Annotated in this window: 15 protein-coding genes and 2 pseudogenes; 4 read left to right on the top strand and 13 right to left on the bottom strand. The window is 70.3% G+C overall.

Annotated elements, in window-relative coordinates:
* Positions 1 to 426 precede the first annotated feature (426 nt).
* From ACFY6U_RS34570 to ACFY6U_RS34530, 9 genes are all read right to left on the bottom strand, one after another.
* The gene (locus tag ACFY6U_RS34570) at positions 427 to 1,362 is read right to left on the bottom strand and encodes a sugar phosphate isomerase/epimerase family protein (protein WP_390044568.1); all 936 of its coding nucleotides are present in this window, start codon (positions 1,360 to 1,362) and stop codon (positions 427 to 429) included.
* The gene (locus tag ACFY6U_RS34565) at positions 1,359 to 1,967 is read right to left on the bottom strand and encodes a nucleoside deaminase (protein WP_390044566.1); all 609 of its coding nucleotides are present in this window, start codon (positions 1,965 to 1,967) and stop codon (positions 1,359 to 1,361) included. Before ACFY6U_RS34565 ends, ACFY6U_RS34570 begins: the two co-directional genes overlap by 4 nt.
* Before the next feature lie 2 nt (positions 1,968 to 1,969).
* On the bottom strand, positions 1,970 to 3,523 hold the full coding sequence (locus tag ACFY6U_RS34560) for a GMC oxidoreductase (protein ID WP_390044565.1): 1,554 nt from the start codon (positions 3,521 to 3,523) through the stop codon (positions 1,970 to 1,972).
* 31 nt (positions 3,524 to 3,554) lie between these two features.
* Entirely contained in the window at positions 3,555 to 4,685 is a 1,131-nt protein-coding gene (locus tag ACFY6U_RS34555) for an ROK family protein (protein ID WP_390044981.1), read from the bottom strand.
* An 8-nt stretch (positions 4,686 to 4,693) separates the two neighbouring features.
* Positions 4,694 to 6,034, bottom strand: coding sequence for a carboxylesterase family protein (locus tag ACFY6U_RS34550; protein WP_390044563.1), 1,341 nt, complete (start codon positions 6,032 to 6,034; stop codon positions 4,694 to 4,696).
* Positions 6,031 to 6,915, bottom strand: coding sequence for a carbohydrate ABC transporter permease (locus tag ACFY6U_RS34545; protein WP_390044561.1), 885 nt, complete (start codon positions 6,913 to 6,915; stop codon positions 6,031 to 6,033). Before ACFY6U_RS34545 ends, ACFY6U_RS34550 begins: the two co-directional genes overlap by 4 nt.
* The gene (locus ACFY6U_RS34540) at positions 6,912 to 7,784 is read right to left on the bottom strand and encodes a carbohydrate ABC transporter permease (protein ID WP_390044559.1); all 873 of its coding nucleotides are present in this window, start codon (positions 7,782 to 7,784) and stop codon (positions 6,912 to 6,914) included. Before ACFY6U_RS34540 ends, ACFY6U_RS34545 begins: the two co-directional genes overlap by 4 nt.
* Positions 7,781 to 9,079: an extracellular solute-binding protein gene (locus tag ACFY6U_RS34535; RefSeq protein ID WP_390044557.1), complete on the bottom strand. Its 1,299-nt coding sequence runs from the start codon at positions 9,077 to 9,079 to the stop codon at positions 7,781 to 7,783. The genes ACFY6U_RS34540 and ACFY6U_RS34535 overlap by 4 nt, the downstream gene beginning before the upstream one ends.
* Positions 9,080 to 9,318: 239 nt before the next feature.
* Positions 9,319 to 9,999, bottom strand: coding sequence for an Imm21 family immunity protein (locus ACFY6U_RS34530; protein ID WP_390044555.1), 681 nt, complete (start codon positions 9,997 to 9,999; stop codon positions 9,319 to 9,321).
* A 261-nt stretch (positions 10,000 to 10,260) separates the two neighbouring features.
* Here ACFY6U_RS34530 and ACFY6U_RS34525 point away from each other — a divergent pair.
* Together ACFY6U_RS34525 and ACFY6U_RS34520 are read left to right on the top strand one after the other, a co-directional pair.
* Positions 10,261 to 10,728 (top strand): annotated as a pseudogene (locus tag ACFY6U_RS34525) (transposase family protein); the annotation flags it as partial.
* A gap of 597 nt (positions 10,729 to 11,325) precedes the next feature.
* Complete coding sequence (locus tag ACFY6U_RS34520; RefSeq protein ID WP_390044553.1) at positions 11,326 to 12,726, top strand: hypothetical protein; 1,401 nt, start codon at positions 11,326 to 11,328, stop codon at positions 12,724 to 12,726.
* Between the two features lie 135 nt (positions 12,727 to 12,861).
* Here ACFY6U_RS34520 and ACFY6U_RS34515 read toward each other — a convergent pair whose 3' ends face one another.
* Positions 12,862 to 13,602 carry a class I SAM-dependent methyltransferase gene (locus ACFY6U_RS34515; RefSeq protein ID WP_390044980.1) on the bottom strand — a complete coding sequence of 247 codons (741 nt, stop codon included), beginning with the start codon at positions 13,600 to 13,602 and terminating at the stop codon, positions 12,862 to 12,864.
* A gap of 155 nt (positions 13,603 to 13,757) precedes the next feature.
* Between ACFY6U_RS34515 and ACFY6U_RS34510 the strand changes: the two genes are divergently transcribed.
* Positions 13,758 to 14,822, top strand: coding sequence for a LuxR C-terminal-related transcriptional regulator (locus ACFY6U_RS34510; RefSeq protein ID WP_390044551.1), 1,065 nt, complete (start codon positions 13,758 to 13,760; stop codon positions 14,820 to 14,822).
* A gap of 171 nt (positions 14,823 to 14,993) precedes the next feature.
* Here the strand turns inward: ACFY6U_RS34510 and ACFY6U_RS34505 are convergent, their stop codons facing one another.
* Entirely contained in the window at positions 14,994 to 17,366 is a 2,373-nt protein-coding gene (locus ACFY6U_RS34505) for a carboxypeptidase regulatory-like domain-containing protein (protein ID WP_390044549.1), read from the bottom strand.
* A gap of 1,225 nt (positions 17,367 to 18,591) precedes the next feature.
* Here ACFY6U_RS34505 and ACFY6U_RS34500 point away from each other — a divergent pair.
* Positions 18,592 to 18,715, top strand: a pseudogene (locus ACFY6U_RS34500) (transposase); the annotation flags it as partial.
* Between the two features lie 491 nt (positions 18,716 to 19,206).
* Here ACFY6U_RS34500 and ACFY6U_RS34495 read toward each other — a convergent pair.
* Together ACFY6U_RS34495 and ACFY6U_RS34490 are read right to left on the bottom strand one after the other, a co-directional pair.
* Positions 19,207 to 19,824 carry a hypothetical protein gene (locus ACFY6U_RS34495; protein WP_390044547.1) on the bottom strand — a complete coding sequence of 206 codons (618 nt, stop codon included), beginning with the start codon at positions 19,822 to 19,824 and terminating at the stop codon, positions 19,207 to 19,209.
* A gap of 445 nt (positions 19,825 to 20,269) precedes the next feature.
* Complete coding sequence (locus ACFY6U_RS34490; RefSeq protein ID WP_390044545.1) at positions 20,270 to 21,673, bottom strand: cytochrome P450; 1,404 nt, start codon at positions 21,671 to 21,673, stop codon at positions 20,270 to 20,272.
* Positions 21,674 to 21,743 lie beyond the last annotated feature (70 nt).

Here is a 21,743-nt window from a genome sequence, read left to right as displayed (position 1 = left end):
CTGCCCCAACCCCAGCTGCTGACCGGCAACCAGTCCTGCGCTCGCCGACCGAGTCGTCGTGATGCGCGCATGTGCCGTACACAGCACCCACCTCCGACGGGGGGCCGCCAGCGGGCATGGAGCAGCGGGCGCATCGCCCACGGCCGACGAGACGCCTGAACCCGCCACCACGGGCTCATCACCACTCATCTCCGTTCGTCGCCCCCCCCGTGAGGATCACCATGCCCACCGACGAGGACCGCGTCCGCCTTGTCAAGTGCCTTGCCGCCCGCAACACCCGTGAGGGGCGAAGCCATCGACGTCCCGAGGACTGCGGCCAACGCCCCGACGTCGTCGTCCACAACGCCTGAGGGCGCGGCTCGCTCCGCAGCGAGCCGTAGCCCTTGGACGAAACTCACCCGGTGAGTGCCATCCGGACCCAAGCGTTCACGCGGCCCTGTTCAGTGATGCCCGCGCCACGGCCGTTCCGGCCTGGAGCGCCGCGACCGGGTCGGGTGCCATGTCGAGTTCGATGAGGACCGTGCCGGCACCCGGCGTGCGGGACATGGCCTCCGCCCAGCCTGGCCAGTCCACGATGCCCTTGCCCAGTTCTGTCATGTACGGCTGCTGCTGGGCGTACACGGTGTCGTCGATGGTGAGGTGGGTGCCGATCGGTCCGACCGCGTCCTTCCAGTGGGCCAGGGCAATGCGCGGGGTGTGGCGGCGGGCGACGGCCACCGGGTCGCCGCCGCCGAGGGCGATGTGGCAGGAGTCGGGGCACAGCCAGACGTACTGCGGGTCGGTGAGGGCCATGAACAGGTCGATGTCCCGCTCGTACCAGAGAGTGCTGTTGGACTCGGTGTGGAGGGCGAGTCTCACGCCGTGCCGGGCGACGGCCTCGCCGACGGCGTGGGCGACTCGGGCGAGGCGGTTCATGTAGTCGGCGTCGACGAAGAGGGGTGGGCGGGTCCCGAACGTCTGACGCATGGGCAGTCCGGCGACGAGGAGGTCGGCTCCGGCCTCGGCGAGGAAGGCCGCGCGGCGCTCCGCGTCGGCGACGATCGCCGGGAGGCTGTTGTCGTCGCGCCAGTCGGGGGCGTCGCTGTCGGCGACGAAGGCGCTGACCACCGACAGTCCGCGGTCGGCCAGTTCTCGTCGGAACGCCGACGCGCTGCCGAACGCGCGCAGTGCTGAGCCGATGTCGCCGGGTGCGAAGGTCAGCTCGATGCCGGTGACGCCGGATTCGGCCATCGCGTCCATCACCCGTTCCCAGAAGGCCAAGGGGTGGGCGAGGGCCCGGTCACGCACGGCGTCGGCGGAGTCGAGGCCCCAGAAGTCGGGGTGGTAGAAGGTGATGATGTCGGTGGCGAAGCGCGGTGTCACTCCGAACCTCCTCGGGCGTTGTAGACGGCGACCTCGTCCGCGTCGACGGCTTCCCGGTAGGCGCGGAACACGGTCAGTGCCTCGTCGCGGAGCACGTCCTGGACGACCTTGATGCCGCGGGTTTCGAACTGTTCGGCCCAGTCCGCGCCGAGCGGGCCCTCGTCGAAGGTGGTGATCTCCTCCAGTTCCGGGCCCTGTCCGGCGACCACGAGGCCGCGTACCCCGGACCACAGGCTGGCGCCGTAACACTGCACGCATGGACGCCAGTTGACGACGAGTTCGTGGGGCGGCAGGCCGTGGCCGCCGAGGTCCCAGCTGCCGGTCGCCGTCTGCGCGAGGCCGAGGGCGAGGACCTCGGCATGCGCGCTGGAGACCCCGGAGGCGAGGACGACGTTCACGCCCACGGAGACGATCCGGCCGGTGTCCTGCTCGGCGACGAGCGCGGCGAACGGACCGCCGTTGCCCTCGCGCCAGTTGCGGTCGGCCAGCCGGTGCACGAGCCGCATCCGGTCCGTCCGGTCGGGGATGACGGCGGCCACGTCGGCCAGCTCGTCGTCGATCCATGCGGGCAGCGCGACGCGGAACTCCCTGGAGATTTCGATCATGTTCAGACTTTCTGTCGGGGGGTGGTGAGCGTGGACTCCGGCCGGCGAGCGGTGTGTGCGGCGATGGCGCGGGCGGCCCGGACGGCGGTGATCGCGCCCGTCAGGGTGACGTTCGCGGCCATCGCGGTGGGGATCACGCCGTTGCCGGCGAGGTACAGGTTGTCGTGGCCCCACACCCTGCCGTCCGGGTCGCACACGCTGGTGCCGTCGTCGGCGGGGCCGGAGCGGACGGTGCCGGTCAGGTGCAGTGACGAGCCGGGTGGCAGCAGGGCGCTCTCGGTCGCGGGGTCGAAGGGGCCGAACTCCTCGGCCAGCGACCGGACTTCGTCCTGGGCCCGGCGGATCAGCGTCAGGTCGGCGGCGGAGTGGGTGAACTCGACACCGATCCGGGGCATCCCGGCGAGGTCCGTGTCCGAGTCCGAGAACACCAGCCGGTTCTCCGGCCGCGACTCGACCGGGACGTACAGCGAGATGCCGACCGAGTGGGCGAGCGGCCGTCCTGTCTCGTCCAGGTACGTGCGGTTCATGATCTGGCCGTGGAAGGGCTGCTCGGCGCCGTTGTGCGGCAGCCACAGGGAGTCGGTGCTGAACTCGCCGGGGCGTGGCAGCGGCAGTGCGTCGAGGCCGATGCCGAACCGGTCGGGGTCGAGCAGCGCGCGGGCGGTGACGAAGGCGTGCTCGTTGAGCCGGCGGCCCAGTGCGTCCGGCCGGATGCCCGAGGCGAAGAGCAGTTGGGGTGTGCGCAGCGCGTCGGCGCACACCACCACGGCGTCCGCGTCCAGGTCCGTCTCGAAGCCGTCGGTGACCCGGCGCAGCCGGGCGCCCGCGACCCGGCCGTGTGTGACCCGCAGCCTGGTGACGAGGGCGCCGGTGACGAGGGCGAAGGCTGGGTCCGTGCCCGTCGCGAGCGCCGGGAAGATCGTCCCGGGTGCCGTACGCGGCATGGGGCCGGCGGCCGTCGGCGTGACGGCCATCGGCATCGGCTGCGGGCGGCGGTCGGCCGGGCCGATGCCGCCGTAGCGGCGGCGCAGTACGTCGAGGACCAGGTGCCCGATCGGGGTCGGACCGATCGCGGCCGGAGCCACCGCGAGCAGTCGCCGCGCGGTGTCGAGGTCTTCGGCCCACCCGGCCGCGTCCCCGAAGTCGAACACCTCGTGCCCGGCCGGCCAGGGTGTCGCGGCCGTCCAGTGCACGCCCATGCCTCCCGCGTTCCACGCGAGCGCCGCCTGGGGCATCGCCTCGGCGGCCTCCCCGAAGGCGAGGGCGTGATACATGCCGGGCGGCAGGGAGGTGAGGTCGCCGGGCACTTCGCGCACCACCTCGGCACCCGTGTACATGCCCTGGATGCCGGTGGCGACCTGCTCGTTGTACCGGGACCACAGGGCGGGGTCGTCGAGGTCGTGCAGGTGTCTGCCGGGTTTCTCGCCGATCGCGGTGCCGGCTTCGACCATCGTGATCCGCAGCGCCGGATCGGACTCGCGCAGCAGCCGGGCCGCGACGGCGCCCATGATGCCGCTGCCCACGATCAGGACATGGGCGTGGGGGGTGCGGGGCACAGAAGACTCCAAGGGATCGATGACGCGGGGATCAGAGGCTCGGTACCAGAGGCCCGAACAACTCGGTGTCCATGCGGTCGAGCGCCAGCTTGACGGCGCCGACGAGGGCGGCGTCGCGGCCCAGGCCGGTGGCCCGCAACTCGACGGCGGGGGTGCGGGCGGCGCGCAGTGCCTCGCGGACCCGGGGCAGCAGCACGTCGGCCGCGTCCTCCAGTCCGCCGCCCAGCACGATCAGGGAGGGGGCGACCGTCCAGGACAGGGTGGTGAGGATGGTGGCGATGTGTGCCACGAACTCGTCGACCTCGGCGAGCGCGCCCGCTTCGCCCGCCCGGGCGGCCTCGACGCGGCCGAGCGCGATGGCGCGTCGCTGCGGCTCCGGCGAGGTGAGCCAGGCGACCGGCCGGTCCTCGACCGAGTCCGTCCGCATCGGCACCGCCTCGATGATCTCGCCGGCCGCGCCGTCGAGTCCCCGGTGCACCGCTCCCCGGATCAGGATGCCGAGGCCGGCCCGGTTGCCGAGCATCGCCCAGACGACGTTGTCGTGGTCGCTGGCCACGCCACGCCAACGCTCCCCGAGGGCACCGAGGTTGGTGTCGTTGTCCGCGAACCAGGGCACCCGGATCCGGCGGGCGAGTGCCGTGGGCAGATCCACGCCCTCCCACCGGGTCGTGTGCACCAGCCGCCGCATCACCCCGTCGTCGTCGATCGCGCCGCCGCTCGCGAGCGCACCGGCGCGCAGCCGCTCCGGCGACCCGCCCGCGTTCTCCAGGGCTTCCCGGACCACGGTCGCCGCGTCGTCGAGCGAGGACTGCGGGTCCGGGTAGGAGCGCAGCGGCCGGTGGGCGCGGCCGACAATACGACCGCGCACGTCGGCGACGACCGCAGACACCGTCTCCGTCGTGATCTGCGCGGCCGCCAGCAGGGCGTGCTCGGCCCGCAGTTCGTAGCGCCGGGCGGGCCGGCCGGCGCAGCCCTGGGCGGGTACCCGGTCGAGTTCAGCCACCCAGCCGGCGGCCAGGAGGGAGTCCAGGATCAGCTCTATGGTGCGGCGTGACAGAGTCGTCCGTTCGGAGAGAGAGGTGAGCGTCGTCGGCCCGGCCGACACCGCCAGCGCCCGCAGGATCACCGAGGTGTTGACCCGGCGCACCGCGCTCTGGTTCATCCCCGCCATCAGTACGCCTCCGCCGCTGCCGGGACCACGGGGTCGTACCCGCCCGTGGTGTCTGTGGCGGGCGCGGCGCCGGGACGGCCGTACTCGCGTGCCGTATCGCCCGGCTCGCCCGTCGCGGGCGCCCAGGACGGCTGTCGTCCGTGCACGAACCCGACGAGATCCGCGTGCATCCGCGCAGCCAGCTCCCGGGGCGGACGCGGGCCGAGGGCCGCCGCGACGCCCGGGGCGTCGAGGACGTCGTAGAAAAACGGGATGTCGATGCAGTGCGTGGCGCCACCGGTGATGGGGGAGGGCCACTCGAAGGAGTACAGCCAGGTGCCGGCGGCGGCCTTCCGCCGGGCGCGTGCCACGCGTGGGCATGCGGCGCGGAAGAGGGTGTCGGTGACCCGGGTGCCGGCCGTGCGGGCGGACCGCGCTGCCGCGTCCGCCGTCACACCGCCGTCGAACTCGTCGCCGGTCGCCCCGAGCAGCAGCGGTACGTCCAGCCCGTGCCCGGCGAGACCTTCGGCGAGGGACACCGGCAGGATGTCGTCGTCCGTGACCGGTCCGAGCACCAGCGCCTCCTCGCCTCTCAAATCCTGCACGGCCTCCTGCAGCCGGTCCACGCCGAAGCCGCTGAATCCCTCTCGTGTCGGCGGTGCACCGAGGCGGTCCCCGAGTCGTTCGAGGAAGCTGTGGGCGGTGTCCCGTGCCACCTCGAAGAAGCCACCGGAGACGCTCGCTGCCCGCTGGAAGCGACCCCGGGCGGCCGGTGACGACAGCAGCGCCAGCACCGCCGCGCCTCCGGCCGACTGCCCGGCGAGGGTGACCCGATCGGGATCACCGCCGAATGCCGCGATGTTCTCGCGTACCCAGTCGAGAGCGAGCAGCATGTCGCGCAGCCCGAGATTGGCCGGTACGCCGTCGAGCGGCGCGAATCCGTCGACGCCCAGCCGGTAGCCGACCGTCACGGTGACGACCCCGCCGCGGGCGAAGGAGCGCCCGTCGTACCAGGGGCTCGCCGGGCTTCCGGCGAGGAAGCCGCCGCCGTGGATCCACACCAGGACCGGGCATCGCTCGGCGCCGGACGGGGCCACGACGCTCAGGTTCAGCACGTCGTCGCCCGGCACGGACGGCTCCGGGATCGTGGTCGTTGCCGACAGCGGCACCGCCTGTGCGGTAGCGCCGTGCCGGGACGCGTCGTACGGCTCGGTGAACCGCCCGCGCCGGACGGGCACCGCGAACCGCCGTGCGCCGACGGGCGCTTCGGCGTACGGGATGCCGAGGAAGCGCCGCACGCGGTCCACGCGGCGGCCGACGACCGTGCCCGCCGGGGCCCGTACCGTGTCCGTGGTGATCACCGCATCCCCGTTCCCGCGATGCCCTGCACGAAGTACCGCTGGAGGCACAGGAAGAGCACCAGCACGGGCAGCATCACGACGATCGCGCCGGCGAGCATCAGACCGTAGTCGGTGACGTGTGCGGCGGCCTGGCTGGTGGCGGCGAGGCCCACCGGGAGGGTGTAGGTGGACATGCTCTGGGCGACGATGAGCGGCCAGATGAAGTTGTTCCACGAGGTGAGGAACGACATGATCGTGATCGTCGCGACCGCGGGGCCGGCCAGCGGAAGGAAGATCCGGAAGAAGATCCGCAACTCCCCGGCACCGTCGATCCGGGCGGCTTCCAGCAGCTCGTCGGGGATGGACAGCGCGTACTGCCGCATGATGAACACCGACAGCGGCAGCGCCACGGAGGGCAGCGCGATGCCGGTCAGGGTGTCCGCCAGCCCCAGGTCGACGGTGATCACGAACTGGGTGACGAAAACCGTGGTGAACGGCACCATCATCGCCCCCATGACCGCGCCGAACGCGAGCCGCCTGCCCGCGAACTCCAGCTTGGCGAGCGCGTATCCGGCGGCCGACGCGGCCACGACGTTGCCGACGACCACCATGACCGCCACGACGACGCTGTTGACCAGGAACCGGCCGAAGCCCTGTGTCCTGAACAGCCGTACGAAGTTGTCCGGGGTGACGTGGTGGGGCAGCCAGGCGCCGGGGTCGGAGCGGATCTCGTCGAGGCTGCGCAGCGAACCGCCGAGCACCCAGACGAACGGCAGCAGCGTGAGCAGCGCGCAGAGCACCAGCGCGCCGTACAGCAGGGGCTGGGAGAGGGACCGCCGGCGTACGACGGCTTGGCCGGCGGTGGTGGGTTGGGCGTTCTGGTACGCGGCTACGGCGGTCATGAGCGGGGCCTCAGCAGTCGGAACTGGACGACACTCACCAGGGCCACCAGGACGAGCATCACGAAGGACGCGGCGGACGACATACCGAGCTGGCCTGACCCGAACTGGTGGTATGTGTACAGCGCGACCGACTCGGTCGAGCCGAGCGGGCCGCCGTCGGTGAGCAGGTACGGCTCGTCGAAGACTTGCAGGTAGAAGACGGTGAGCAGGACCGACACCATCAGGGTGGTGGGCATCAGCATGGGCAGGGTGATGTGCCTGAGCTGCCGCCATCGGCCCGCCCCGTCGAGGGCCGCCGCCTCGTACACGTCCCCGGGGATCGCCTGGAGCCCGGCGAGGAACAGCACCATCGCGGTGCCGAAGTTGCGCCAGATGCCGAGCGCGATGACCACGGGCATGGCCAGATGGGTGTCGTCCAGCCAGTTCGGACCGGCCATGCCGAAGGCGGACAGGACCCTGTTGACGGTGCCGTTCTCGTTGAAGGCGTAGCGCCAGATCAGGGCGACCGCGACGACGTTGGTGACGACCGGCGCGAAGAAGACGGTGCGGAAGGTGCCGCGCAGCCGCCGGATGCCGGAGTTCAGTGCCAGGGCCAGTGCGAACCCGACCGCCATGGTGAGGGGTACACCGACGGCCACGAACAGGGCGGTGTTGCCGATGTCCTTCACGAAGCTGTCGTCCTGGAACAGCCGGACGTAGTTCTCCGGGCCGGTGAAGTCCACCGCGAGCGGGTGCCGCAGGTCCGAGCCGCGCAGGTCGGTGAGGCTGAAACCGAGCGCGGCGACGGTGGGCACGGCCGTGTAGAGCAGGAAGACCAGCGTGAACGGGGCGAGGAACAGCCAGGCGACGGCCGTCCGGCGGGTCCTCACTGCGCTCCCGTGCCGAGACTCTCGGCGTACGCCTGCACGTTCGCCGCCGCCTTCGCCGGGCTCTCGGTGCCCTTGGCCACCGCTTCCATCTCCTTGCCGAGCCGGGTGGCGACCTGTTGCCAGGTGGACACCTGCGGGAACGCCCGGGTGTTCTTCAGCTGGGTCAGGAAGGCGTCGAGCAGCGGCTGTCCCTTGATCGCCGTATCGTCCCAGGCGGAGACGACGGCCGGCAGCGAGCTGTACGCCTTGTACTGCGCGACCTGGGTGCTGGGCTTCGCGAGGTACCGGACGAACTTCCACGACGCGTCGGCGTTGCCGGTGTCGGCGAGCACGCCCCAGCTGCCGCCCGCGGAGAAGGACACGCTGCCCGACGAGCCGGCCGGCAGCGGGGCGGTGGCGACGTGGTTCGCCGTCCAGCCGGTCTTCTTCGCCGCGGTGTCGAGCTGTCCGACGACCCACGGTCCGGTGATCATCATCGCCGTCTTGCCCGACACGAAGTACGGCTGCGCGTCCAGGAAGGTCGGTCCGCTCGTGTCGGCGACCTTGGAGGTGAAGAACGACGCGTTGTACGTGAGCGCGTCGGCCATGGCCGGGGTGTCGAGCGTCCACTTCCCCCCGGAGAGCAGTGAGCCGCCCGCCTGCCAGGCGTACATGGCGACGTCCTGGCCATTGAAGATGTCCCACCCGATGTCCGCCCCCAGCCCGTGTGCCGCCCCAGCACCCTGGAGCGCCTTGAGGAAGGGCACCACCCCCGCCCAGGTCGTGGGCGCCGTGACGCCTGCTTTCTTGGCGAGGTCGGAGCGGTACACGAGCGCGTACGTGTACGCGTACCAGGGGACCGTGTAGGCGGTGTCCTTGACCAGACCGGCGTCCCACAGGCTGGTGAAGAAGGACTTGGGGTCGACGAGGTCGTCCGGAACGGCACGCAGGATCGACGGGTCGAGGAACTGAGCCTGCGACTCGGGGAAGAACTGGGCGACGTCCGGTCCCTTGCCCGCGGCGATCGCCGACTGGAGCTTCGTGTAGTACTCGGCGTTCGGGATCAGCGTGAACTTGACCGTGAGCTTCGGGTTCGCCGCCTTGAACGGCTTGATGACCTTGTCCAGGACATCCGCGTCACCCTGGGCGGCCCAGACGTTCAGGGTGCCGGTGGCCGGAGAGTCGTCGATGGGCGTGGCGGAGGACTTCGCGGCCGTGGTCGCGTCGCCACGGCCACAGCCGGTGAGGGCACCGGCGCCGAGCAGCGCCAGGCCGGCGGTCAGTTTCAGGGCACCGCGTCTGGAGGGGAGGGGCATTCGGGGGCTCCTGGATTTCGCGGGAAAGCAGCGTTATCGCTGACTGCGAAGCTACGAACGCCGTGTTGCACGGGCGTGGCCGAGCCATCACGAATAATTTCGGAACTTGTAGCGAAATCGGCAGGACGCTCAGCAGGAGCGCTCCGCCGGGGAGCCCGCCATCGAGCGTTCGGTGCGGCGTCGGCCCGGATCGAGTCGGAGCCATGAGGAATCCCGTTTGCCCGGGATGATCTGGCTGGTCAGCTTCGGCGCCGTGGCAGATGACGAACCCACGCGCGCGGCGCGACTGCTGGCTGCCCAGGCGAGGGCCGAGCGGCTCTTCGCGGAGATCGAGGAGCGCGGACTGCCGCGAACACGATGTCGTCCGCGGCGATCACCCGGTCCGGCGGGTTCTCCCGGTACGGCTTGAGCGTGTTCGGTCCCGAACGCACGATCCGCTTGTGCCAGTGCCGGGTCGTGCCGAACAGCTCGTTGGCTTCGGGCCGATCTTCGAGGAGTACGAGGCCGACTTCGGCCGTACCTTCGTCCTCGGCCACGACCCGGTCAAGCACCGCCTCCGCGACGACCTGCCGAGGATCTTCGTGGCCGGCAGACGAGGCTGGCTGGACGCTGGGCGGCTGGCACGCCAGGCACCTGGTCGGCGAGTTCCCGCACGAGACGATCGACGGCGCGGACACGGAGTCGTACGTCGCCCCCGCCGACGACACCCCGCTCCGCCGCACCGACTCCGCCCACTCGGTGGCCGGGGCCCCGAGGACAGCCTCTGCTGCGGCCTTCAGCCCGCCCTCGGAGTCGGCGGCGAGCCACCGTAGGAAGGCGCGGTGCTCGGGCAGGTAGCAGCTGGTGGCCGGCTCGTCCGCCAGCACCGGTGCCTGCGCACCGTTCTCGCCGACGGTGATCACACCTGCCAGGTCGTCCACCGCGCGCGGCCAGAGCGGAGACGGGGATGACGATCAGAGGTCCGCCCATCGACTCCACCCAGACGGAAGAGGTGCGGCACGCGTCGGCTGCGGTGGACGAAGAGGCGCTCATGCCGTCAGTGTGCCCTCGCCCACTGACAACGCCCGCGCCGCTCAATGGCACCCGGCACAGGAGACAGCCCGGCGCCCGCCGCAATCAGCGGTTGCGGGACAACCTTCAAAGAGTGTTGCACAAGGCTCTGAGCTCGGCATCTCCCTTGTATTGCTGGGGTGTTGACACGTACGAATCCGACCATGCGGTAGTTGGGCCCGCTGCTCGGTGTCTCCACCTCCACGGTGTGCCGGGTCATCCAGCGGCTGGAGCCGCTGCTCGTGATCGAGCCGCAGGTCATCGTGGACGCCGACACCCGGCCGGAGATCGCGGCCGCGCGTCCGGTGCCGGGGACCACCGCCGAGCCCACGCCTGGCGGGCGTCCTGGCTGAGCTCGCACTGTGACGGGGTGACCGTGCTGGGCGACGGTGCCGCACCGCAAACGCCCGGGACGGGCCTTGCTGAAGGCCGAGGAGGACGACAACGCCGAGCACCGAAAGGTCCGTGCGCGTGTGGAACACGTCATCGGCCGGATGAAGAACTACAAGATCCTCCGCGACTGCCGCCAGCGGGGCGACGGTCTTCATCACGCGGTCCAGGCCGTTACCCACATGCACAACCTCGCTCTCGCGTCATGACCAGACAGCCACGCCAACGTGCTCCGGCCGGCCCTCACTCAGCCTGGTGCAGCACCCTTCAGGTGGCGGTCTGGGTGCACAGCACCACCGCCTCGCCGGACTGCGCGTCGGAGAACCAGCCGAGTGCCGCCGCGCACACCTCGGCGGCACAGCCCCATCCCCACGCCTCCGGCAAAGACGTGTAACGGAGTCCGGCCCGGGGTCGAGGGCCTCCGAGACAGGTGTGAACCACTTCCGAAACGAGCAACTCGCCACCTGTCGCACACGCCCGCCGGCTGTGGATGCCGGAACAAGGATCAACCGGTACCCGGACGTCCAGGCTCGGTCCAGTGAGGTGAGTGGAGAAGGCTGTTGCCTACGCAGGCTTGTGACGTGGCGGCCAAGGCGCCCCCGTGACCGCAGTGAAGCGTGGCCGTGATCTCGACTTGGCAGGGTGGCCGCATGGACACTCTGCGGCGCGACCCTCGCAGTCGAGGGAGCCAGGGTCGGGAAACGAACCAGGTCGTTCGTGCCTGCAAGGCTGCCGTCGGCCTCCTGCTCACGCTGGTCACCATGACATCCGTCCTCTCGGGGTGCTCCTCGAGCGGGGGAGCCGAGGTGAAGCTGGTCGTTCCCTCGGTCTTCTACGTTTCCCGCGATCCACAACAGCCCGTGTCTGACCTGCAGGTCGAAGAGAGGGCCGACGCGCAGACGGCCAGATTACGGGTGACCTTCGACGCCGCTGATCTGAAGGGCATCGTCACGGTCAAGCGGGCACTCGACAGCTGTGTTGTCCACCTGCCCGTCTATCACTGCGACACGCAGGCAGGCCCGACAGGCTCAGGCGGTATCCAGGCCTTCCACCTGAGTCCCGCGAAGGGCGCGGAGGCGGGCGACTCCGCAGTGCTGCGCTACCGCGTGACCGCGCCCGGCCTGGAACCCGTCAGTGGTCACTCCCTCATCGTGATCGGCAGACCGAAGCTGCGGGTCGCGCTGCACCGGGATCCGGGCCCGGTGGAACCCGGCGGGAGCTTGGCGGTCCGACTGACGCTGCGTAACGTCGGCGATGTGCCCGCCCGTGGCGTGGCGCTGCGCATGGAGGCGCACGACGGCATCACCCTGAGCGACCGGCATCGCAACTGCCGCTACCGAGGCGATACTTCGGCATGGTGCCGACTCCCCGCGGACGACATCGTCATTCCACCCGGCCGGTCGTACGGCCTGGATGCGCGCGAACATCTGCGGGCCACGGAGGACGCCACTTACCCGACCGTCAACTTCAGTGCTGATGCCATCGGCACCGACTACGTGCCGCCGGACGAGATCGCAGCGACGTACCGGCCGGGTGACGGGCCTCCACTGCGTTTCGCTCCGGCCCCCCGTCCCGACGCCGGTGCGACGAGCACCGGTGACGATCCGCAGGTGCTCCGCGTGACCGTCGACAACAAGAGCGAACTGGCCGCGGTCGCCGGCACGGTGCACGGTCCGCTCGGTAGCCGCGCCACGGTGCGGATCGGCGCGCGGAACAACGGGCCCGGTGCGCTCACGTCAACGGTCAAGGTCGTCTTCACGGTGCCGGAGGGCACCACTGTCGTGGCGTCGCCGTACAGTGCCGAACGCGACGAGGAGGTGATCGACCAGGACTGCCGGGCCGTCGCCGCTGACGGCACACCACTTGCCGAAGCCTCCGCCAGGCAGCCGAGTGCCAGACGTTACGTGTGCACAGCGCGCGTCGAGGCGGTGGGAGCCACGACGACCTTCCCGTTCACCGTGCGCATCGACAAGGACAGCGCCGGGGGGAGCGGCCAGGTCACGGTCTCGGACGGCGACCCAGGACATCCCAGCGGCGACCCTGAGCCGACTGACGACACGGCGGACGTCGTTGTGTCCGTGTGGCCGGGGCCGGCCTGGGCCACCCCGGGCTTCTACATCGCCGTTGCCGTCGGCGTCCCGTTGTTCACCCTCGCTGTGGCCCTGTACGTGTGGCGGCGAAGGCTTTCCGCCGCCACGACGAGATGACCTCGCGGGAAGAGGGGACCGACGCGCGGTCGCGCAACCGCCTCGGTGCGGCGCTCGGGAGCCGTGCCCCAGACGATCAAGTCCTATAGGGCCTGTCCGGCGAGGGGATGCCTTCACGTCTCGGCGCGACGGAACTTACGGTTTGTGGGTGACCCAGAGCAGTTCCGCCGGCCAGCGGTGTGCCCAGTCGGGTGGGTCGGTTTCGTTGTAGCCGTTGGGTGTTCCGGGTTCGGGCCGCGGCTCGATGAGGTCGTCGATGACGAGACCCGCGCCGCGCAGGACCTTGACCCAGCCGCCGTAGGTGAGCTGATAGCTGGTCGCGCCGTCGTCTTCGGCGATGGTGTCCAGCCCGAAGTAGTCCTGCTGCAGCGTCGTGGTCACGCGGCTGGCGGCTTCGTCGTAGCAGGCTTCGAACCACGGGCTGGCGACGTTGAACACCAGGCGCCCGCCTCGGCGCAGGATGCGTGCGGCCTGCGGGACGGCCAGGTGCGGGGGCGCCCAGCTGAGCCCACCGAAGTCGCAGAACACCAGGTCGAAGCTGTCGGCGGCGAAGGGGAGTTGTTCGGCGGCGCCTTGCACCAGCCGGTAGCGGGCCGCTCCCATCGCGCGGGCCGCTGCCGCGAGTTGGGCTTCGGACAGGTCGAGCCCGACCACGGTGGCGCCCTCGGCGGCGAGCGCCCTGGACCACTGGCCGGCGCCGCAGCCGAGTTCGAGGACGCGCTTGCCGGTGACGTCGCCCAGGGCGTGCAGGTGCGCGTCGGGGATGGAGTACATGCCCCACAGCCGGGGTGCGGCGCCGATCTGCGGGTCGTGCTCGTGCTGGTAGGCGCTGCTGATCTGGTTCCAGAGCCGCCGGTTGGCGGGGATGCTGTCCACGTGCCGACTCCAGCACTGCCTGCCGGGGGCGGTCAACACGATCAGGGCGCCCTCGGCCGCCGGGCCCGCCAGCATCAACGTAGCATCAAGGCCGGTACCCCGTCGGTCGGGCTCAAGTCCGCCCGGTCTTGCAGCACACAGGAGTGGCAAACCCCATGGACGCACCCGCGGACAGCCCATGGTCCGGAGCCGGTCTGGACCCGCTGACCGGTCGCGTTCTGGAGCACCTGGTGACTGTGCCCTCGGCTGACGCGGACGAAGTCGCGGCAGCGGTCGGAGTGTCCACGGCGGACGCGGCGCGGGCTCTGCGAGACCTCGCCGACGCCTCGCTCGCCCTGCCCACCGACGCTGCCGCGCCTCGCTGGGCGGCCGGCCCCCCACGCACCTCCCTGAGCGCCCTGCTGGCCCGTCGGCGGGCTGAACTGGCGCGCACCGAAGGGCTCGTGGAGCGTTTGCACGAGAAGTACGAGACGGTGTCCGGACCGCGCTCGGCACACCTGGTGGAGCTGTTGGAGCGCGAGGACGAGGTATCGGCGCGCTACGCCCAGCTGCTCAAGGGATGTACGACCGAAGTGCTGCACCTGGCGAAACCGCCCTACGTCACCAGTTTCGGGGTGGCCGCGGAGGCATCAGGGGTGGCGGACGGGGTGCGGATGCGTTCCGTGTACGAGACCGAAGGCTTCTCCGACGAGGTGTCCCTGGCCACGGCGGTGCGCGGCACCGGGCGAGGCGGGGAACTTCGGCTGGCGCCACGGCTGCCGGTGAAACTCGTGGTGTTCGACCGGACCGCGGCGCTGCTGCCGGTGCGGGGGGACCGGCCGTCCGCCGGCTCACTGGTGGTTCACTCGCCCGCGCTCGTCGAGGCGCTGTCGGACCTGTTCGAGAGTGTGTGGCGAGATGCCGAACCCATGTCCCTCTCCAGCCGGACCGATGCGCTGCCGCCGGCCTGCGGCCACCACGGCACGCCGCTGCCGGACACCGGGGCGACGGGGTCACCCGACCCGCGTACCCGGGAGATCCTGCACCTGATGGCCGCGGGGATGAAGGACGACACGATCGCCCGCGTACTCAAGGTGAGCCGCCGCACCGTTCAGAAACATGTCAGCGACGCGGGCACACGGCTCGGCGCCCGCACCCGCTTCCAGATCGCCCTGCTGGCGGCCGAACGGGGGTGGCTGGGGGAGAGCCAGGGCTTGGGCGATGCCGTGGTCGGTCGGTGATACGCAGGAGTGCGGTGATCCAGGGCATCGAGTCAGGAAAGCGCGGGCCCGCAAGGTGGTTGCCAGGTGTCTCGGCGGAAGGCTTCGGGCGGTCTGCCGCGAGGGCGGTTGTGCGGCCCGGCATCGCCGCGCACGGTGCCGTACCCGTGGATACGGCACCGTGATCGAGGCCTACGTGGTGGGTTTCAACGCGAAGTCCCTGTGGGTGGCCCGGTCCCGGTGCACCACGGTCCGGCGGGTGAGGGGCCGGTGGCCGTCCGCGGTGGCCCGGAGGGTGTGTACGCCGGGGGCGCGCGAGAACAGGGTGTAGAGACCGTCGCCCACGGCCGGGTCCTCCGGCGTGGCCACGGTGAGTACGGCGGTGTCCGGCGCCGAGGCGTCGGCGACCTTCGCGCCGATGATCGCCGTACCGGTGCGGGCGTCCTGGACGGTTCCCACCGTCAGCCCGCCCGGCACCGGCTCCAGCGTCCGGCTCTGCACGCTCACGTCGTCGACTTCCCAGAAGTAGGCCCAGTTCGCGACGAAGTGGAAGCGCAGCCGCACCGACGAATGCCCGGCGTACTGCCGCAGCGGGACGCTCACCGTGAGGTGGTCGGCCTCGCCGTTCGCCTTGGGGCCGGCCCACACGTTCTGCCAGGTGGCGCCGTCGTCGGTGCTGGCGTCCACGGTCATGTGCTGCTGGCTGAGGTTGGTGATGTAGTGCGTCTTGAAGGTGAGACTGGCCGACTGCGCCGTCGACAGGTCGTAGGCGGGGCTGACCAGCGAGGTGTCCTGATGCGGTCCGAAGGGCGCGTTGTCGCTCTCGACGGTCGCGAAGGAGCCGCTGCCGCCGGTGGCGTTGCCACGCTGGGTGGGGTCGTCGAACTGCCAGCCGTTGTCGCTGTCCGCCGCGCTCGCCACCGTCCAGCCCTGTGGTGCCGCGGTCGGTGTGTCGAATCCCTCGGAGTGCTCGGTGGTGTGGAGGGCGTAGCCGACGGCGGTGGCCGCGTCCGGGTCGGCGGCCAGGGCGCTGTCGGCGGTCACGGGTTTCCTGCCCACCGTCACTTCGCGGGTGACCGCCTCGTAACCGGGCAGGGCCGCGGTGACGTCCAGGGTGTAACCGGCTTGCTCCGGAAGGGAGATGTCGTACCGGCCGGTGACCGGGTCGGTCCACACCGGCGCCTCCGGCGAACCCTCGACGGCGATCCGGGCGTACAGCGGCCAGCCGTGCCCCGAGCCGTCCCGGACCGTGCCGCGCACATGGGTGCGGGGCAGGGCCTTGAGGCCGAAGTCGCGTGTCACGGCCTGGCCGTCCGCGATCTCCAGGGAGAGCGGTGCCGTGGACGCGTAGCCGAAGGCCGTGACGGTGAGCCCGTCGACCTCACCTGCGGGCAGGTTCAGGGTGTACGTGCCGTCGGCGCTCGTGGTGGCCACGTCGAGGCCGGAGGCCACGGTGGCGTAGGCGACGGGTTTGCCGGTCCTCGTGTCGGTCACCTTGCCGGTCAGGGTCCCGCTCGGGCCGCTGCGGAAGGCCGCGAGTCCGGCCGGGGTGCCCAGGCCGGTGGGGCCGTCGTAGCCGGTGCCCGCGGTGCACAGGTAGGCGGCGGCGCAGGTGCCGTTGGATCCGGAGGTGATGTCGTTCAGTCCGGTGCCGCCGGCCGTGTACGGATACGCGTTGGGGTAGGTGCCCGGGCGCGGTGGGCCGGCCAGCGCGTAGACGCCGGCGATCACCGGGGTGGCCGCGCTGGTGCCGCCGTAGGTCTGCCAGCCGGTGCCGTGGCTGCCGAACGTCGAGTAGACGGCAACGTTGTCAGCTACCGCGGAGACGTCCGCCACACTGCGTCCCTGGCATCCGGTGTCCTGCTGGAAGGAGGGCTTGGACTGGTACGACGCGCAGCCCGAGCCGGGCCCGTAGGAGCCGCGCTTCCACACGGTCTCGTCCCACCCGCGGGCAGTGCCCGGGTCGGCGACCAGATTGGTGCCGCCGACCGCCGTCACCGTGGGAAGGGTGGCCGGGAAGGCGACGCCGTAGCCGTTGTCCCCGCTCGCCGCGACGACCGCGACGCCGGGATGGTCGTAGGAGGCGCCGTACGTCGGGACGTCGGAGGCGTAGTCGCCGGAGCGGCCGTAGGAGTTGGACACGTACTTCGCGCCCAGCTCGACCGCCTTGTCGACCCCGGCCGCGAGCCGGTCGAGTCCGTCGTTGTCGGTCTCCACGAGCAGGATGTGTGCCTGCGGGGCGACCGCGGAGACCATGTCGAGGTCGAGGGCGATCTCACCGGCCCAGCCGTCGTTGGACAGCGGGTAGTCGGTGCCACCGCGCTGGTCCACCTTGCTGAAGCAGCCGTTGGCCGTGGTGCACGGCGGCAGCCCGTACTGGGCGCGGTAGACCGCCAGGTCCGCTTCGGCGCCGGGGTTGTCGTAGGCGTCCACGATGGCGATGGTCTGCCCCGCGCCGCCGTCGGCCGGGAGGCTGTAGGCGCTCTGCAGGTCCTGCGGTCCGAGCCCCGGCGGCGTCTGAGCCGCGGCCAGCCGGAGCAACGGGGACTCACTCGTGGAGCGCATGGCGAAGCACGACGCGTGTCCCTTGGCAGGCGTGCCGCACACGGGAGTCAGGCCGGTGGCCGCGCCGGCTTCGGTGTCCGGAGATTTGTCGAGGCGGGCCGGAGGGGCAGCGGCACCTGAGGACGTGGCCGGCGTGGCGTGCGCGGGCGCCTCGATACAGAGCAGAGCAAGGGCGGCGAGCCCCAGGGCGGTTACACCCGAACGGAGCCGCGGGGCCACGGATATTCGCTCTCTTCGGAATTGCGATTGCTTCACTTCGTACCCATCGTGACGGGCCCTCGGAATCGGGCCGGGAACAGGGGAGACCTGCGTGCAGGATGACGTCCCGGACAATTAGCCGGTCAGGCATGACGGGATGTCAATAGGCCCTTCGTTACGCATTCATTTCCCGGAGACTGCCGACTTCCGCTGGGGGTTCTCACTTGTGCAGAATCACGAAGTGGCATTGCAAGTCCCGTGCGCGGCAGCCGAGTTCGTACTCACAATGGACGGGCCCGGCTGAGACCTCCGCCTGATTCCGGCATGCTCCGCACCCTTTTCGTCTCGCAACAGCTGCACAATGAGGTGACTCGGCCATGATGGCCCGTGCCTGAGGACTGTCCCGCTACTCCGTCTCGGACGGCATGCGGGGTTGAGCCCTGGGGAGATGGGGCGATGCCGGGTGCGGTTTCCTGGCCGTCGTCGGACCCTAGGCGCTGGCATGATGTTGCTCATGTCCATGTACCGAAAGGTCGATGCCGCGTAAGCGGCCCGGCGCGTTGCGCGCTGAACAGCCTCTCCGTGTCGCGTGGGGCTTGCCTCCAGAGCGGATCCACGGGCTCTCTGCCCGAACCAGCGTCGCCATAGATCGAGTAGAGAGGTTCTCGGGCGACTACTTCGTCTATCCCGGTGCCACCGAACGGGCGCTGCGGCGGTATCGAGCGTTTCTGCAGCCCCCCGGACGAACACCTCTGTATCCGCAGGATGCGGAGTGTTCGTGCCGCGGCTGCTCCTTCGGCGATGTGCGGCACGCTCGCGACGTGCTTGAGGAGGTCTTGCAGCGGTTGTCTCCCTGGCCCCGCGCCCAGCTGGAGCGCCAAGTGCACGCCCTGGATGCCAGGTACGTCGAGCGGACGCTGCCCGATCCGCTCGCCGCTGATCGGCAGTGGCCTGACCTTTGGTGGCGGCGCCGTCTGGCAGGCTGACGAGAAGCTGGATGAGGGGCCCGGCCCAAGCGGCGGTGAATGCCGAGCCCACGGCGGGGATCATCGACGCGCAGTCGGTGCGGGCCGCCGCGGCGGTGCCGGCCGCCACGCGGCTACGACGGTGGGAAGAAGGTACCCGGGCGCAAGCGGCACATCGTGACCGACTGTGCCCTCGACGCGGCCGAGTTCGGTTTCTCGTGCTCGATATTGACCAGCATGTCCGGGTCGACTTCGTGGAGGGCGCGCGCAGGAACTCGGTCGAGTAGGCGACGTTGTGGCCCTTGCCGAGGGCGACGAAGTCCCAGGCGGAGTTCTTGGGCCACTCGTTGGCCCACTCGTCGCCGCCGAGGTCGGTGCGCGGCTCGTCGGGCGCGAGGCGGCGGAAGCTGTTGTCGAGGACGCCGTTGAGGACGGCCTGCTCGGGGTTGACCCGGGCGTCCTTGGCGGCGGCGTGGAAGACGAGGCCGCCGAGGTGGCGGGCGAGCGCGACCGGGTCCATCTGAGCGAGACCGCTGGTGAGCACGGTGTCATTGACGGTTGGCCGGCTTGCTCAGAGACGGTTGGCCACTACCGTCCCGGCTGCGTGGTGGACGTGGAGTCTCCGTCTGACGTAGATCCAGGAGTCGAGGAACGTCGAGGCCGATGCTGCGGGTGTGTCATGCCGGAACGTCTTCGGGTTTCTGCGTTCGCTTCGGTTTGTCCATCGTCTTCGCGGCCGGCCGGTAGGCGACGCCCTGGTAGGCCGCCAACGCCAGGAACAGGATTTCGACGCCCGCGGTGATGCCCGCCAGCCAAAACTTCCCCGAACCCGTCGAAGGGGTGCCCAGCAGCACCGGGATCTTCCCATGGGGATCCACGGTGACGGTGATGGTCTGGCCAGCCTTCAGCCCGTCCCCGGACACTACGCCCGGTAGCGGCTGTCCTGACGGATCGGCCAGCTGCGCGACGTGAGTCGGCGGATCGGCACCCTGGTCGACCCAGTACACCTTGGTCACCGTGGCCCGCTCCACCCGGCCGTCGGCGTGCAGCGCCCGCTGGTCCAGGCCCGAAATGGTCAGGTGCATCACGACCAGAGCAGCGATGGGGGCCACGGTCATCGCCACGACGGCCCAGCCCTTGGGCTCTTCCATGCCCGGCACCATCAGCGCGAGGAGAAAGAAGGCCAGGACATAGAGCGCCGGATAGACGAGCAACGTCAGCCAGATGTTCTGCGTGACGTGCAGAAGGATGCCGGCGCCGACCTCAACGCCCAGGAACACCACCGTCAAACGCACCAGGAGCAGAATGGCCAAACCCATCGGGCGGCCCCGCGTCAGTATTCGTCCGGCCACAACACCCCCCCCGTGAATGTTTTGCGTCAACCCGCAGTCAAGAGGCGCGCCCGCCTCCCTTTCGCGCCCCCTCGTTCAACGCAAGTTGAACACTGCGCCATCGGGCTCGGTGACAGCAAGCCTGTTGTGGTGACGACCAGTGATTCGGCTGATGGGCCGCGGGGAAGGCGTCCCCGCCGGCCAACCGCATGGACGCCTGTCACTGTACGTCACGATCAAACGCAAGGCACCAGGGGCGGTCATGGCGCGGGCCGGACCACCGCCCGAGGCGGCACCTCAACATCCTCACAGTTGTAGCGGGCGGTGGCGATCTCCGAGGAGCGTCCCGGGCGGCTGCTGAGACCGGATCTTTGGGTTTTCGGGAGTGGGTCGGGTGAGCGCCTGGCGATCAGGAGGTTCCGAAGGAAATGGTCAGTTTGTCCGGCTTGACGGTGATGGCCGTCTGAGGGCGGGGAGGGCGGGAGACGAGGCGAAGACGGGGCCAGGTCTGCAGGACGGTTGCCAGGATGATCTGCATTTCGGTCCAGGCGAAATTCTCTCCGATGCATTTGCGGCGGCCGTCTCCGAAGGCGAAGAGTGAATCGCGGGTTGTGGGTACGCGATCGGGAGGCCAGCGGTCGGGGTCGAAGGTGGCCGGTTCGGGGAAGTGGGCGGGGTCGTTCTGGTGGAGGTAGGGGCTCCACACGATGTCGGCGCCCTGGGGGATGTGGTGTCCGCCGAGGTCGATGTCCCGGGTGACGGTTCGGGTCACCATCCAGGCCGGCCCGTATTTGCGGACGGCTTCCTGTAGGACCTGACGAACGTAGGGGAGCCGGTCGAGGTCTTCCTGGCGCAAGGACCGGCCGGAACAGACGGCGGCGAGTTCGGCGCGCAGACGCTGTTCGATCTCGGGGTGTTGGGTGAGCTCGTACAAGGTCCAGGCGAGGGTGGTGGCCGTGGTCTCAATCGCCGCGTTCATCAGGGTGATGGCTTCATCCTGGAGCTGCCTGCGGGTGAACTGATCCCCGGCTGCCAACAGGGTTTCGAACAACCCGGCCTCTTCGTTGTCGGCGGCCTTGTGGGGGCATCCTGCAGCTTCGGCCGGATCGTGGGCGGTGGCGGGGGGTGTGCCCGCCGACCGAGCGGAGTGGTGGTCGATGGCCTGGTCGATGAGGGCGCGCAGGCGGGCGACCCAAAGGGTGTGGCTGCGGTTCGCGGGCAGCGGGAGCCGGGTCACCCAGGGGGGCAGGAGGGTCTGCCGGATCGCCCCCTTCGTGATGACGGGCATGAGGACGGTGAACTCCCTTTGCAGGTTCGCGGGTAGATCCATGCCGAAGAGAGCGACGAGGAACGCGGCGAGGGTGACGTCGTTCATGTCCGCGAACACGTCGCGGAGTTGATCCTCTTGCCACGCACCGACCATGGACCTGACTTGGTCGATCATGGCGTTGCCACGGGTGGCGATATGGGCCTTGTTGAACATGGGCTGCATCAGGCGGCGGTTGCGCAGATGGGTGTCGCCGTCCGCGACAGTGGCCAGACCGTCGCCGAAGACACCCCTCAGGACGTCGAAAATCTTGCCGCCCTTGGCGAAGTGCGCCGCCTCGGTGACCAGTACGGTACGGGTGAGCACAGGATCGGTGACCACGTATGCGGGGGTCGGGCCCAGACGAATGCGGACGACGCTGCCGTGGTCGCGAAGCGAGGTGATGAACGGCAGCGGGGTCCGCGCCAGATGGTGGGCGTGCCCGATCAGCGGGAGCCCGCCAGGGGCGGTCGGGACAGGGGCAGGTTTGACGGGTGAGGCGGTCACGGCCTTGACGCTCCTCATGTCAGTGTTGATGCGGCCGAGTTATCTGCCCAACATCACAGGGCAGGATGCG

The organism is Streptomyces sp. NPDC013157 (assembly GCF_042899865.1).
Classification (GTDB): Bacteria; Actinomycetota; Actinomycetes; order Streptomycetales; family Streptomycetaceae; genus Streptomyces.
The sequence above is the reverse complement of the archived record's forward strand: the minus strand, read 5'-3'. Positions and strand labels throughout refer to the sequence as shown.